Raw genomic sequence first — 15,973 nt, 5'->3', positions numbered from 1 at the left:
TTCTATTATTAATCAAAAACTGCAAAATTATGCAAAAGGGCTGAATTACATAACAATAATTTGTTTTGATATCCAGCCCAAATAAAATAAGCATATCTGATATTTTATCTACTTAAGATAATCTTTTCTGACAAAGTTTTACTTCCGTAATTAACAACTACGAGGTATTCACCTGATGATAATATCCCGGCTTCAATTATGAAATTATATAAGCCTGAACTTGATACTGAATGATTAATTTTGTAAACTTCCTTGCCGGCTGAATTATATAGTATAAGCTCTATATTTCTCGGTTCAGGTAAAAATACAGCAATTTCACACTTATCATTAAATGGGTTAGGATAAGCTGATATTGATGGCGAAGAAAAATCGAAATCAATACTGCCTTTTGCAAAGTAAACAAAATTTGTTCTGTAAGTGATTATATCTACATCTGAATTACTGAATAAGTCCTTCACCGATTCAAGATTTATATTCATATATGTATGCTTCAGCTTATCATAAGCACGCAATTCAAAATATTTATGTTCGGAATTGTTATTTTTGTCGAAATTCCAAACAGTTATGTAAGCGCGGTTGTCAATGACTTTAGCGCTACCTGCAAGCAAATTATCTTGATTGAAAACTCCTATATCAAACCTGCTGTTGAATTTATCAAGCTCCAGAATAATTGTCATATTATCACCTGTATTTGAGATAGCTGGCTCCAAGATATCGGCAGCAGTATTTGTAAAATTATTTAAAGGGGCAATTCTGCCCTGCTGATTTGCAGGATAAGTAAGTGTCGCGGCGCTACTCAAATAAACCTGATATCCTTGACCGGGAAGCAGATTTCCGATGCCATTAATATTAAACATAGGAATATATGTTCTTCCGAAGTTGTCTTTTGCTATAACAAGACTATTGCTGTTTGTAAGAGTGGCGAATGCAGTTACAGCATTCATATTTGAATTACGCAAGTATGAAATCAAACTCCAACCCGAAGAAAGCTCAATATCTTCATTTTCAGGAATAGCCTGATTTCCTCCAATAACAATGTCATTTTCGACAGACATATACACTTGATAACCATCGAATAGTTTCCAATTTCCTATTCCGTTTATATCAAATGCCGGTAGATATGTTTTGCCAAGACCGTCTTTAACAATAACAACGTCATCTTTTATATCATTCCACACATCTGTCATAGAAGCATTTATCGGTGTAATATATGAGGAAATTAGATTCCAACCCGAACTTAAGCTAATAGTTTGATATTTTATTGATGATTCAAGTGAGCTAAGTATGCTTAAAGAATCATTTTGGAATACTTCTGGACCTGATTCGAATTTTGCAGTTGAAGGATACACTAAATCCAACTGTGAATCCCAAGTCTTGAATTTGTAGGCTTCATCATCATCATAACCGTCTTTTTCAGAAGTTTTGGTGTCATCGCCCCAAACTGTAATATCCAGAGTTTCATTATTCCAGATACCATATCCTGAACATTTTAGAGTACCATTATCATCAAAAAAGAGTCCAATAGCATCACCTTTATCTATATCACGATTTCCAATTTTTATATCTGCACCAATAGGAACTCTTACTACACTGCTTATTTCTGAATCAGAAATATAAGTCCAGTCATCGGGTACACTTTTTTCTGAATCGAATTTTCTTGCAGTAGAATAATCACTTGTATTCTGACTTCCAACTGTATTTACTCTCCAATAGTAAGTTTTGCGGTAAGATAATATCCCACTTGAAAGTGTAACCGAAGTTGAGGCTGTGTTTGTTTGGTAAACAATATTATTAAATTGTTGATCATCTGAAATTTGAATGTTGTAACTCAGTGCATCCTCAATAGCATCCCAAACAAACTCCGCTGTAAGCTTAATATCTTTTGCATTATTGAGGGGAGAGATTAAATCCGGAGCCACAACAAAAGCAGGAGCAATATTCAAAGCGAAATCTTCAAATTCACCATTTTGGATAATGCCACAATAACTGCTAATATTATCATTGCTGATAGCCATTCTTGCTCTTACTTTGCCTGTTATTGCCGATGAAGGAACTGTTATATTCGCCGTAAATGGACCAGAGCCTGGTGTGCCGATGATTGCTAAAGACTCTCCTTCATCGTCAAAATCATTATCTCCATTCCAGTCTATCCAAAGTTTGAATAAAGAATTGGCAGTTGTGTTTGTTCCACTTGCTGAAAACTGGTAGGTTTGCTTTTTGTTTACATTGAGAGTTTGTGAAGCATAATTATCTGCATAACCCCAGTCACAACCACTTTGATACTGCAAAGTTCCAAAAGTAACATCTGATATATATGGACCACAAACGAGAGCCTTAGCATCACAAGATGCTGAAGAAGGATATGCTGAGAATGTTCTGAGAGTGCTCCAATTACTATTTTCAAGTGAATTTATTGCTCTTACTCTCCAGATAACATTCTGATTTATATTTAGATTAAGTAAACTAATTGCGACCATTGTATCTGTCAAATTTGCATTTTCGTACAAAATTGTTGAAAAATTTGAACTTGTCGCAAATTGAACATGATATTTTTCTGCATCTTCGACTTCAGACCACCTTGCAATCTCTGAGTTCATAATATTCTTTGACTGATGAGGTGGATACAAAGAAGCAGGGGTTTGCAGTACCTGACGAGTTGTGAATGTATAAGTCGTGGAATATGGTCCTGAATCGCTACCGCGAATGGCTCTGACTCTCCAGTAATAGAGGGTATTGAAGTTCATTGATACTGACCCTAAATCAAATAATAAAACATTTCCAACATTACTGTTAATAACATGTGAGCTGAAATTGCTGAACCTTGATAATTGCAACTCGTAAGACTCTGCGCCGCTTACACTTTGCCAGGTTAAGTCTGCATCGAGCATTACTTTTGTGGCATTATTATCAGGAGCCGTCAGCACAGGAGCTACAAGTGGTACAGGCATAGTAGTGAATTGCCTGTAGGAAGCCCAGGGACCATTTTCGCTTCCTCGTTTAGCTCGGACTCTCCAGAAATATTCCGTAGAGTAATCAGGCGAAATATTACTTAATGAATACGATTGTCCTGATTGAGTGGCATCCGCAAGTGTAGATGAGAAGCTTGAACTAAGAGCAATTTGAATTTGATAATTATCTGCTCCCTGAACGCTGTTCCAAGCGAGATTTTCATCCAATGGAATGTTGGTTGAATTATCGTTTGGATTATTGAGAATAGGTGCAACCAACGGAATTGCCATTGTAGTAAATTGTCTGTAAGTTGCCCAAGGTCCGTCTTCGCTACCTCGTTTTGGTCGCACACGCCAGTAATAGGTGGTAGAATATTCAGGACTATAATTTGATATTGCATAATTAAGTCCTGTTTGAGTAACATTTGCAAGCGTTGTAGTGAAATTTGAATTTAATGAAACCTGAACCTGATAATTGTCGGCTCCCTGAACAGAATTCCAGCTCAATATTGCTGATAATTGAACATCAGTAGCATTATTATCAGGAGCTGTCAGCACAGGAGCAACAAGTGGAATCGGCATAGTAGTGAATTGCCTGTAAGAAGCCCATGGACCATTTTCGCTTCCTCGTTTAGCTCGGACTCTCCAGAAATATTCCGTAGAGTAATCAGGCGAAATATTACTTAATGAATACGATTGTCCTGATTGATTAACATCCGCAAGTGTAGATGAGAAGCTTGAACTAAGAGCAATTTGAATTTGATAATTATCTGCTCCCTGAACGCTGTTCCAAGCGAGATTTTCGTTCAATGGAATATTGGTTGAATTATCGTTTGGATTATTGAGAATAGGTGCAACCAACGGAATTGCCATTGTAGTAAATTGTCTGTAAGTTGCCCAAGGTCCGTCTTCGCTACCTCGTTTTGGTCGCACACGCCAGTAATAGGTGGTAGAATATTCAGGACTATAATTTGATATTGCATAATTAAGTCCTGTTTGAGTAACATTTGCAAGCGTTGTAGTGAAATTTGAATTTAATGAAACCTGAACCTGATAATTGTCGGCTCCCTGAACAGAATTCCAGCTCAATATTGCTGATAATTGAACATCAGTAGCATTATTATCAGGAGCTGTCAGCACAGGAGCAACAAGTGGAATCGGCATAGTAGTGAATTGCCTGTAAGAAGCCCATGGACCATTTTCGCTTCCTCGTTTAGCTCGGACTCTCCAGAAATATTCTGTAGAGTAATCAGGCGAAATATTACTTAATGAATACGATTGTCCTGATTGATTAACATCCGCAAGTGTAGATGAAAAGCTTGAACTAAGAGCAATTTGAATTTGATAATTATCTGCTCCCTGAACGCTGTTCCAAGCGAGATTTTCATCCAATGCAACATCATCATCATTGTCTGCCGGATTTGTTAGTGCAGGAGCGACGAGAGGAATAGGTTCAGTAATAAACATTCTGCTTTCTGACCATGGACCATCTTCACTGCCCCTTTTTGACCTTACTCTCCAGTGATATTCTGTGGAATAGTCGGGACTGAAATTAGAAATAGAATAATTTAAACCTGATTGAGTAATATTCGCATATAATTCATTAAAACTTGAATTCGGTGAAATTTGAATAGTGTAATTATCTGCTCCTGCAACCGAATTCCAGCTCAATGCTGAAGAAATTGTCACATCTGATGCATTATCTGCCGGTGAAACCAGTTCAGGTGCTACAAGCGGTATGGGTTTTGTAGTAAACTGTCGGTGATTAGCCCAAGGACCATTTTCAAGTCCTCGCTGCGCCCTTACTCTCCAGTAATATGTTGTAGAGTATTCAGGATTAATGCTTAGAAGTGCCAGATAAATATTACCTAAAATCAAATCAGTAAATGGATTATCGAAATTTGAAGTATGAGATACCTGAATTTGATAACCTTGCGCTCCCTGTACTGCATTCCATGTGAGATTGATATTCAAATCAATATTTGTAGCGTTATCTGAAGGATTTGTAAGAACCGGTGCTACAAGAGGTACCTGTTCAGTTGTAAATAACCAAGTACTAGACCATGGACCGTCCTGTCCTGTGCTCTTGGCTCTAACTCTCCAGTAATAATTTGTTGAATAATTCAAAGAAGCATTAGAAAGAAAATAAGTTGTATCAGTAACAGATGTATCAATTATAGTTGTTCCAAACGATGAATTAATAGAAACCTGTACCTGATATGTTTCAGCTCCCTGAACAGATTGCCATTTCAATGTATCAGCAATAGGAATATTCGTTGAATTATTCAGAGGGTGGTTTAAGGTAGGTGCAATTAAGGTAAAATACTCTCCCGGCAGTTGTACTTTCCATACTCCTCTTCCATAAGTAGCCGCAAATAAAATACCATCTGCTTGGTGAATTTCAAGTTCATTTACAATAACATTCGGAAGGCTTTGGTTATATTCAATCCAGTTAGTTGTTTTATCGTCACGATAGAATACACCTAAATCGGTTCCCACATATACACGGTTATCTCTGTTTTTCTGATATACAATAGTATTAACAGGTATGTTTGGTAAATTTCCTGTTATATTTGTCCAGCTTGTACCGCCATTGGTAGAATAATAAACTTTTTGTCCGCTTGTATATCCTGAAAAAGTTGCCCAAATTCTATTTGGGTTATCCGGATGAATAGCCATATATGTAATACTTCTTGAAGTTGGAAGTGTAATTGATGACCAGTTGGTACCTCCATTTGTTGTTCGGTTCAAGATGCTTCCATAGCCGGCATAAATGTGGTTGGTGTTAGATGGAGCAACGTGAAGCAATGTCAGACTTCCGTTTGAAAACGATGATAAAGAACTCCAGTTGGTGCCTCTGTTAGTTGATACCCATACATTTCTGTAACCTGCATACATTATTTGAGGATTCGTAGGGTGCAACACGTAAGGAGTAACCCATGCGCCATTAGTTTCAGGTCTGTTTAGTCCTGACCAGTTTTTGCCTGCATTTGTCGAGCGTCTCATTTGTCCGTAATATAATGCTCCCCACATATAATTGGTATCGGTATAATCAATTATACATTCCATTCCATCTCCACCGATTACATCAAACCATTCAGCATTTTTTTTCAGTTTTGTTCCATTATCCTGTGAGCCTGCAATTACAAAATTTGAATTTGTCTGAGAAACACCAAGCCTGTAAAATTGCGTTATTTTCAAGCCAGAGCCAAGCCAGGTCCATGATGAACCATTATTGGTAGTTCTGTCAATTCCTCCGTCATGACCTGAATATAGTCTGTTGGATGTTCCTGCAAATCTCAGATGATGATGGTCGGCATGTACTTCCGGTCTTCCTCCTTGCCCATACCAATGAGCCACACAAGACCATGAGGAACCTGAATTTGTTGTTCGCCAAACATTTACACCACCGATGAATACAACATTTTTATCTGTAGGACTGGCTACAATATCTAAATCATAGAAAGCTTGTCCACCTGAATCTGCAGCACTACTTTCCCAGCCTAATAAATTTATCTGGTCATTATCCCAGTTACTTAAGGTAGTCCAATTTGTACCACTGTTTGTACTTCTGTAAACTCCATACAATCCATAATTATTTGCACTTGTACCGCCACCCCAGTTATAATAACCATATACCGCATAAATATAATTTGCATCATGAGCTGATACGGTAAGTTCAGCCCTGTAAGTATTTGCATTTGCTGATGGAAGTCCGCTTGTTAGTATACTCCAGTTGGTTCCTGCGTTAGTTGTTCTTACTATTTCCCAAGTACTTGTTGCATAAAGTGTATTTGGGTCTCCCGGTTTGAATTCGATATCCCAAAAACCGGAAGAGTAGGTAAGACTAATGCTCATTTGTGTCCAGCTATTGCCACCGTTTGTGGTTTTGAATATCCCGATTGAAGTAGCTGCATATAGTATATCGTAATTTGAAGGGTGCATTATGAGCTTACGAATGACTCTGTTATTTTGAATAGTCCAGTTGAGTCCTGTCGTATTCCAGTTTTCGCCTCCATCAGTTGATTTAAGTACTCCAACGCTGTAAGTGTCAGCTACATCACCGTCGCCGGTAGCGATATACATAATATTTTTGTTGCTTGGATTGATACATATTCCGCTTATTCCGAGCGAGGGTAGTTTGTCAGTTTTAGTTGTCCATGTAGCACCGTCATCAGTAGTTTTCCAAAGTCCGCCACTTGCTGACCCTACCCAAATTGTTCGGTTAGTAGTGCCATCATAATCAGGATCTTCCTCTATACAGTTAAGTCTGCCAAGTCCATTATATCCACCTGTATTTGTCTCGGGTCCAATATTTTCCCAGTCTGAGCCTTGTAAAATCTCATTGTCACTTGATTTTTGATTTCGTAGTTTCATCAACTCATTGTAAGTATGCATCGGGTCGGGAAAATTTCCATCAGGAAATGTTCTTTGCTCCCAGAACCATTCCCATCTCTTGAACTGCATCCAGCCGCCACGCTGATTTTTTGGAGTTTGGAGGTTGATTTCTTTACCCTCCCAATATTTGTTGAAAGATTCCTGAATTTCATAGAAATTATATCTCTTGTTAATATCAGTTTTAAATTTGTCTTCACCATTGGGCCAAATTTGTGAAAAAGCAAGAGTATTCATTCCAAAAAATATTACCATACTCCAAAATATTCTGTATGGATTTTTCATACCGTAAACTCCAATAAAATTATGTATATTTTGTTACTTACATATTTTTAAGTAGTAAAATTATTGTAAATATTGTATCGTAAACCAATTTTTAATATTTGATTTTTTGGATAAATTAATTTATTTTTGAATATATCATATTGCTAAATTAAATTATTGAATTATATCAAATGGAATTAACCAAGCAGAGTCCGATAGGAGTATTTGATTCAGGTATAGGCGGATTAAGCGTACTGAAGCAGTTTATTCGTTTTCTACCGGCTGAAAATTATATATATTTAGGTGATACAGCAAGAGTACCTTATGGAAATAAATCTCGTAAGACCGTCGAACAATATGCCGGTGAATCTACAGAATTTTTACTGTCGAAAGGTGTAAAAATTATCATAGTAGCCTGCAATACTGTTTCAGCTGTAGCATTGGAGGCGGTAAAAAGTGTAGCCGGAGAAATTCCTGTAATCGGAATGATTGAGCCGGCTGCCAATGCAGCTTTGAGAGCTACTCGAAACGGTAAAATTGGTATTATCGGAACTCGTGCTACAATTACAAGCAATGCATATCCTGATCAAATCAATTATATTGATAATAGTAACGAAATTCAGGTGTTTACTCAGGCATGCCCGCTTTTTGTACCAATCGTGGAAGAAGGTATGCTCAGACATAATGCTGCGAAATTAATTGCAGAAGATTATCTGAAAATTATGAAAGATGAGGATGTGGATACTCTTGTTTTGGGATGTACTCATTATCCGCTTATATCACATTTGATTAGTGAAATTTTGAAGGATGTTACATTGATTGATTCCGGTGAACATGCCTCAGTATCTGCATTAAGATTACTTGCGGAGAACAAATTATTGATAGAACCCGGAATTGAGTTTATCAATAAACCAAGAATAAATTTTTTTATCACAGATTTACCGTCAAATTTTTATGAATTAGCTAAAAATTTTCTCGGAATTGAGATTGATAAACCCGAATTAATATGTCTTTGAAAATTAAATTATAAATTTATAAATAAGACTATCACTGTCGGAGATACATTTTTTTAATAAAAATTTTAAGATATTAAAAAAAAATGCATTTTTTTTTAATATTTCTAAATTACTGCATAGAAATATTAGGATTTTTTATTACATTCAAACTTGCCTTTAAGTGAATTTTTAAAAATGATGTTTTAGTAAATTCTAAAAAATTAAATAAGATAAGCTAAGTATAAATTATGAGTGTAATAATAGTATTAATGGCGGCGAGTTTGTCAGTAGCAATTATTTTCTTGATAGCTTTTTTATGGGCAATTCGCAGCGACCAGTTTGAAGATACTTTTACACCTTCAATGAGAATACTTAATGATGAGAAAGAACAAAAAATAACAAATGTTAAATAAATAACCGGATTTATAATGGCACAAAGTGATACTGTGAATAATCAAGGCACTCAGCTCGATACTTTCAGTTATGACAATAATATTGTCAGACTTTTCACATGGGCAACAGTTCTATGGGGGGTTGTCGGCTTTCTGGTAGGATTGATTATTGCAATTCAATTATATGCACCGGCGTATATTCCATGGTTTGATTTAGGAATATCCTGGCTTTCTTTTGGCAGATTAAGACCATTGCATACTAATGCAGTGATTTTTGCATTCGTTGGAAATGCAATATTTCTTGGAATATATTATTCCATGCCCCGACTACTTAAAGCAGCAATGTGGAGTACACTTCTCAGTAAAATTCATTTCTGGGGCTGGCAACTTATTATTGTTTCAGCTGCAATTACTTTCCCTCTCGGACTTACACAAGGCAAAGAATATGCTGAATTGATTTGGCCCATAGACGTTGCTATCGCAATTGTTTGGATTGTTTTTGGCGTCAATATGTTTATGACACTCATCAAACGCCGTGAAAAACATATGTATGTGGCTATTTGGTTTTATATTGCTTCATGGGTTACTGTTACAGTGCTTCATGTTGTAAATTCACTTGCTATTCCAACTGGATTTTTGCACAGTTACCCGATTTATGCTGGTGTACAAGATGCTCTTGTCCAATGGTGGTATGGTCATAATGCAGTTGCATTCTTCCTTACAACTCCGTTTTTAGGATTAATGTATTACTTCCTGCCAAAAGCTGCCGACAGACCGGTATATTCTTACAAATTGTCAATTATTCACTTCTGGTCTTTAATATTTTTATATATTTGGGCGGGACCACATCATTTACTTTATTCTTCACTTCCAGACTGGGCTCAGTCACTTGGCACAGTATTTTCGATTATGCTTATAGCTCCATCGTGGGGCGGCATGATAAACGGGCTTCTAACACTAAGAGGCGTTTGGGATAAAGTCCGCGAAGAACCGATTTTGAAATTCATGGTTGTTGCTATTACTGCTTATGGTATGGCGACTTTTGAAGGACCTATGCTTTCGATAAAATCAGTGAATGCACTTTCGCACTTTACTGACTGGACGATTGCACACGTTCACGTTGGTGCATTGGGTTGGAATGGTATGCTTACTTTTGCTATTTTATACTGGATTGTTCCAAAACTATGGAATACTAAAATTTACTCGAAGAAACTTGCAAATATGCACTTTTGGATTAGTACAATCGGTATTTTAGTATATGCTATTCCGGTATACTGGGCAGGCATTACTCAAGGTTTGATGTGGAAACAATTCTCACCGGAAGGTTTCTTGCTTTACAGAAATTTCCTCGAAACAGTAACCCATTTGGTACCAATGTATTTGATTCGCTCTTTCGGTGGATTGTTATTCCTTACCGGTTCAATTATTATGGTTTGGAATTTACTTAAAACAGCTAAGATGGGTACATTCGTTGCTTTTGAAACTGTAAAAGCAGCTCCACTTCATGACCCGGGCAAAGACAAGCCAAATCACAGATGGCTAGAAGGTAAGCCTGTGCCTTTCATAATTGCAACATTAATTGTAGTTTTGATTGGTGGACTTTTTGAAATTATTCCTTTGCAGGTTATAAAATCAAATGTACCGACAATTGCAAGTGTAAAACCTTATACTCCTCTTGAGCTAATCGGTCGGGATATTTACATTGCTGAAGGATGCTATACTTGTCACTCTCAACTTATCAGACCATTCCGTTCTGAAACTGAGAGATATGGTGAATATTCAAAAGCAGGCGAATTTGTGTATGACTATCCATTCCAGTGGGGCTCCAAGCGTACAGGTCCTGACCTACACAGAGTAGGAGGTAAGTATCCGAATGCGTGGCATTATCAGCACATGTATGACCCGCAATCCATATCGCCGGGTTCAATTATGCCAAGATATCCATGGCTTCTGGAGGATGCTTACGATATTTCTACGATTGCATCAAAAATCCGAACTATGATGATATTAAATGTTCCTTATCCTGATGACTATGACAAATATGCTAATGCTGATGTTGTTACTCAGGCACAGGAAATTACTGACGAGCTTGCTACTGCAGGCATTACTACTACTCCCGATAAACAAATAATTGCTTTGATAGCTTACCTTCAGAGATTGGGTATAGATATTAAAGGTGAAACTTCTACAATGAAATAGGAGAGAGAGACTATGTTTAGAAATATTTTTTCGCAACTTCAGGGTATAGAAATTTATCCTATAATAACAATGCTGTTCTTTTTTATCTTTTTTGTATCTGTATTATTTATGGTATTCAGATTAGATAAAAAATTTGTTAGTTACATGGGTAACTTGCCTTTGGAAAGTGATGAACTACAATTAAAATTTAATAAGGGAGAATAAATATGTCGCAAGAACAAGATAAAATTTTAGACCATAATTATGATGGTATCTTAGAGTATGACAATCCACTACCAAGGTGGTGGGTTGGTCTGTTTATTTTGACTGTGATTTGGAGTGTAATATATATGTTTTATTATCACATGACCGGTATGGGACAGGGGCAGGAAGCTGAATATGCCGCAGAATTTAAAATGAGCTCTGAAGAGTATGAAAAAATTGCTATGAAAATGAACCAAATGTGGGCTAATGTATCGTTTGAAGTTTTAAATGATAAAGAAAGTCTTGCAACCGGCGAGCAAATTTATAAGACTAATTGTGTTTCTTGTCACGGTGCCTTCGGCGAAGGTGGAATTGGTCCTAACCTGACTGATAATTATTATATTCACGGCGGTGGAATTCAAAATGTGATGAATGTAGTGATTAATGGTGTTCCGGAAAAGGGTATGATATCATGGAAACCGCTTCTTAAACCTGAAGAGATTCAGATGGTTTCCAGTTATATTCTAACATTGACAGGTACTAATCCGCCAAATCCTAAGGCTCCTCAGGGAACTGTTTGGGAAAATTGATTTGTTAGGAAAAGAAAAGTAATTTTTGTTCTTTTTAAATTTAGGTTGAAATCACTCAAAGTGCAAAGATGATATATGACATGATTTGTCGCATTGATTTGGAAATCACTGAAACATTTAATCAATGACACATTTTGTCAGATTGAGCGAATTCGAAATGTAATCTTTAGTCTTCGACTACGCTCAGACTGACAAAAGATATCATAACAACAACCAAGTGTCACATTGAGCGAAGTCGAAATGTGGTAAAGTTCAAAGAATTAAATAAATACTAGATGTGATAGATTTAGATAACTGAATTTTTTGTAAAATTTATAATTTGATAGAATTGGCTTGTTAGAAACGATGTATGGTTGATACAATAGAAATTGTGATTTTTAGATTTTTTCTGCCAAAGGCAGTGTGATTCAGGTGTTTTTATGGATAATGAAGGTTCTTATAAGGAGCTAAAAATAAAAGGCAGTAACGAAGAAGTTTTTTCGGATACTGATAAACTCATAACCGAAACCGGTGTTTCTTTCAGGGACAGAGTTTCGAATATTGATAAGAAAGGTAACAGGATTTGGATTCATCCGAAAAAACCTAAGGGCAAGTTTCATAAATGGAGGGCTGTAGTTGCTGTTGTTCTTTTGGCTCTTATGGTTGTAACACCATTTATCAAAATAAATGGAAACCCATTCATCTTACTTGATGTTTTGCAAAGGAAGTTTATTCTTTTTGGTGTAGTTTTCTGGCCCCAGGATTTTCATATTTTTGCAATATCATTTCTTGCAATAGTAATTTTTGTAGTATTGTTTACTGCGGTTTTTGGCAGGATATGGTGCGGATGGGCGTGCCCGCAGACCATATTTATGGAGATGGTTTTCAGAAAAGTTGAGTATTGGATTGAAGGCGACTATAAGCAACAAATGAAACTTGCCAATAGCGATTGGACAAGTGAAAAAATTTTCAAACGCGGGCTTAAGCATTCAATTTTTATTGCCCTGTCATTTATAATTAGTAATATATTTTTAGCCTATGTTGTTGGTGTTGACAAATTGGGTATGCTGATAACTGACGGACCTTTTCAGCATGGCTCGACATTTGTGGCACTTCTGATATTCTCGGGACTATTTTATTTTGTATTTTCCTGGTTTAGAGAGCAGGCATGTACATTTGTTTGCCCTTATGGAAGATTACAATCTGTTCTTTTGGACAAAAACTCTATTGTCGTAGCCTATGACTTTAAGAGGGGAGAACCGCGTGGAAAATTCAAAAAGGGAGCATCTGACCAAGGGGATTGTGTTGATTGTGGTGCGTGCGTAAGAGTTTGTCCGACGGGTATTGATATCCGTAATGGCACTCAGCTTGAATGTGTGAATTGCACTGCTTGTATAGATGCTTGTGATGAAGTAATGGATAAAGTCAATAAGCCAAAGAGCTTAATCAAATATGCTTCACAGAATTTACTTGATGAAGGCAAAAAATTTAAAATTACACCAAGAATAATTTTATATACATTAGCTTTATCATTGCTTATTGGTATATCTGCTACCTTAATTGCTAACCGAACCGATGTGGAAGCGACTATTTTAAGAGCTAAGGGTTCACTTTATCAGGTAACTGAAAATGACATGATTGCCAATGTATATACTGCTACGATAATAAATAAAACATTTAATCCTATGCCTATTGAGCTTAGGGTTTTGGAAATTCCTGATGGAAGTATCAAACTAATAGGAAAAGATAGTATTTATGTAGGCTCAGAGACATATACAGATGCAACATTTATACTTGAAATACCAAGGAGCTTTGTAAAAGGCTCGAGAAATGATGTTAAAATCGGCGTTTATTCAAATGGCGAACTGATTCAAAATGTTAAAACGGGCTTTACCGGACCTGCCCCCGGAATGAAATAATAGGAGATTTTTATGGCAAAATTCAAATTACATTGGGGTAACAGTATAGCGATATTTTATATATCTTTTGTGCTTGTTCTTGTTGGGTTTGTAATTTTCACCAGATTCAACAGGGTGGAACTTGTTGATGAAAATTATTATGAAAAGGAATTGAAATATCAGAATGTAATAGATAAAATGGATAGAGCCGGTAAATTACCTGAACCTCTGTCTATAGAATCATCAGATAGTTATGTTCGGTTTTCATATCCAAAAAGTGTTGACCAAGGAGATATAAGCGGTGAAATCACTTTTTTCAGACCTTCTGATAAAAAACTTGATTTTACTTTACCTGTAAAACCGGATGAATCAGGTTTTCAGGTTGTCGGCTCGTCTAATCTTGAAAAGGGAATGTGGAGAGTTAAGGTTGATTGGGCAGTCGGTGATACGACATATTATAATGAACAGGTTCTTGTAATTAATTAATTTTCGGATGAAAAAATGATTGAAGTAGGAGCAGGATTTGCACTCGGTATATTGGGCAGCTTCCATTGTCTTGGAATGTGCGGACCAATTGCTATTGCAATTCCGCACCGAAGCACCACAAAAGCCGGAGTAGCAGCTGAAAGTCTTGTTTATAATTTTGGAAGAGTTGCTACATATACGGCTATGGGGATTCTTCTTGGATTTGTTGGAGCCCCCCTTCGTCTTGCGGGTTTTCAGGAATATGTATCTATCGCTACAGGCTTTTTGATGCTACTTTTTTTGATAATCCCACGAAAGTATTATCAAGGTGTTAATGACATGAGATTCTTTGGTAAGATTGTCGGAAGACTTAAAAGTAAGTTTCAGGAATTTTTTAAAGCTAAAAGCATATTGTCACTTTTTACACTTGGATTACTAAACGGATTACTCCCTTGCGGGCTGGTTTACATCGCCCTTGCAGGTTCTTTTGCTGCAGATGGTGTATTGACTGCAGGACTTTATATGGCTGCTTTCGGTGTCGGTACTGTTCCAATGATGGCTTTGCTTTATTTTTCAAAAAATCTTCTTACAATTAGTCTCAGAAATAAATTAACAAAAGCAATTCCCTATGGTGTTGCAATTGTTGCTGTTTTAATGATTTTACGCGGACTTTCACTTGGAATTCCTTATATCAGTCCAAAACTTACAGATCAGGTAATTAGTGAACAAGTACCTGAGTGCTGTCATTGATTACTTTAGATAGTTTATTTTACATATAGATAGTAAAATTAGATTAGCATACTTTACTTACAATAAAAAAAATAACATAATAATTAGTGTTGTGTAAAATAAAATTAAGTGTTATTTTGCAATGATACGCAATGCAATTTTAAAAAAAGTTATTTTTACATTTGTACATATATGCATATTTCTTACATAAATGCACAAGTTCGTAAAATATAATTTTAACGAATTCGATACATATTACTTAACTTAATTTTGCTTAGTGTATTTCAAATCGAAAAATAATTATTAAACTAAATTAGAAACTTTTTACAGGCAGAAAGTGAAAAAAAAGATACTGGATTACGCACTCAAGGTAAAACTACCTGTAACGGTATTTGTAATACTTATGTCATTTGCTCTGACCTATTTTATTGCAAAACCTGAGCGAGACGGTGTTGGGTATGCACCCGAGCAACCGATTAAATTTTCGCATAAACTTCATGCAGGCGATATGGCTATAGATTGCCAATATTGTCACACAAGTGTTACCAAAACACGCCACGCCAGCATACCTGCTGCAAGCATTTGTATGAATTGTCATACAGTTGCACGTACAGATAAGCCCGAGATTATCAAACTCACCGAGTATTACAAAAACGAAGAACCAATTCCATGGAAACGAATTCACCGGGTACCTGAATATGCATATTTCAATCATGCATCTCACGTCACTAAGGGTATTGATTGTGCAAACTGCCATGGCGATGTTCGGGAGATGGAAGTTGTAAGTCAGGTAAGGTCATTTACGATGGCAAGTTGTCTTGATTGCCATAGAAACCCTGAAACAACAATTATTCCACAGCCTAACCGGGAGTTTACCCAGAAAGGTCCTGACAATTGTAATGCTTGTCATCGTTAAGAAATAAGAAATTTATCAAG

At 36.4% G+C, this 15,973-nt stretch carries 10 protein-coding genes; 9 read left to right on the top strand and 1 reads right to left on the bottom strand.

Annotated elements, in window-relative coordinates:
* Window positions 1–104 precede the first annotated feature (104 nt).
* Window positions 105–7,628, bottom strand: coding sequence for a T9SS type A sorting domain-containing protein (locus KF896_12885; protein ID MBX3044603.1), 7,524 nt, complete (start codon window positions 7,626–7,628; stop codon window positions 105–107).
* 170 nt (window positions 7,629–7,798) lie between these two features.
* Here KF896_12885 and KF896_12880 point away from each other — a divergent pair, with 170 nt between their 5' ends.
* The 9 genes from KF896_12880 to KF896_12840 all read left to right on the top strand — a co-directional run bounded on the left by KF896_12880 (window position 7,799) and on the right by KF896_12840 (window position 15,953).
* On the top strand, window positions 7,799–8,623 hold the full coding sequence (locus tag KF896_12880) for a glutamate racemase (GenBank protein ID MBX3044602.1): 825 nt from the start codon (window positions 7,799–7,801) through the stop codon (window positions 8,621–8,623).
* A gap of 227 nt (window positions 8,624–8,850) precedes the next feature.
* Window positions 8,851–9,015 (top strand): cbb3-type cytochrome oxidase assembly protein CcoS, encoded by a 165-nt coding sequence (gene ccoS, locus KF896_12875; protein ID MBX3044601.1) that lies wholly within the window; start codon window positions 8,851–8,853, stop codon window positions 9,013–9,015.
* A gap of 15 nt (window positions 9,016–9,030) precedes the next feature.
* On the top strand, window positions 9,031–11,193 hold the full coding sequence (ccoN, locus tag KF896_12870) for a cytochrome-c oxidase, cbb3-type subunit I (protein MBX3044600.1): 2,163 nt from the start codon (window positions 9,031–9,033) through the stop codon (window positions 11,191–11,193).
* Between the two features lie 12 nt (window positions 11,194–11,205).
* Complete coding sequence (locus KF896_12865) at window positions 11,206–11,397, top strand: hypothetical protein (protein MBX3044599.1); 192 nt, start codon at window positions 11,206–11,208, stop codon at window positions 11,395–11,397.
* Window positions 11,398–11,399: 2 nt separating this feature from the next.
* Entirely contained in the window at window positions 11,400–11,966 is a 567-nt protein-coding gene (locus KF896_12860; protein MBX3044598.1) for a c-type cytochrome, read from the top strand.
* Window positions 11,967–12,385: 419 nt separating this feature from the next.
* Entirely contained in the window at window positions 12,386–13,864 is a 1,479-nt protein-coding gene (gene ccoG / locus KF896_12855) for a cytochrome c oxidase accessory protein CcoG (protein ID MBX3044597.1), read from the top strand.
* Window positions 13,865–13,876: 12 nt separating this feature from the next.
* A complete protein-coding gene (locus tag KF896_12850) occupies window positions 13,877–14,329 on the top strand; it encodes a FixH family protein (GenBank protein MBX3044596.1) in 453 nt (150 codons plus the stop codon).
* A gap of 15 nt (window positions 14,330–14,344) precedes the next feature.
* A complete protein-coding gene (locus KF896_12845) occupies window positions 14,345–15,058 on the top strand; it encodes a sulfite exporter TauE/SafE family protein (protein ID MBX3044595.1) in 714 nt (237 codons plus the stop codon).
* Window positions 15,059–15,374: 316 nt separating this feature from the next.
* Window positions 15,375–15,953, top strand: a complete 579-nt coding sequence (locus tag KF896_12840) for a cytochrome c3 family protein (GenBank protein ID MBX3044594.1) — start codon at window positions 15,375–15,377, stop codon at window positions 15,951–15,953.
* The last annotated feature ends 20 nt before the right edge of the window (window positions 15,954–15,973 follow it).

The organism is Ignavibacteriota bacterium (assembly GCA_019637995.1).
GTDB lineage: Bacteria > Bacteroidota > Ignavibacteria > Kapaibacteriales > UBA2268 > JANJTB01.
The sequence above is the reverse complement of the archived record's forward strand: the minus strand, read 5'-3'. Positions and strand labels throughout refer to the sequence as shown.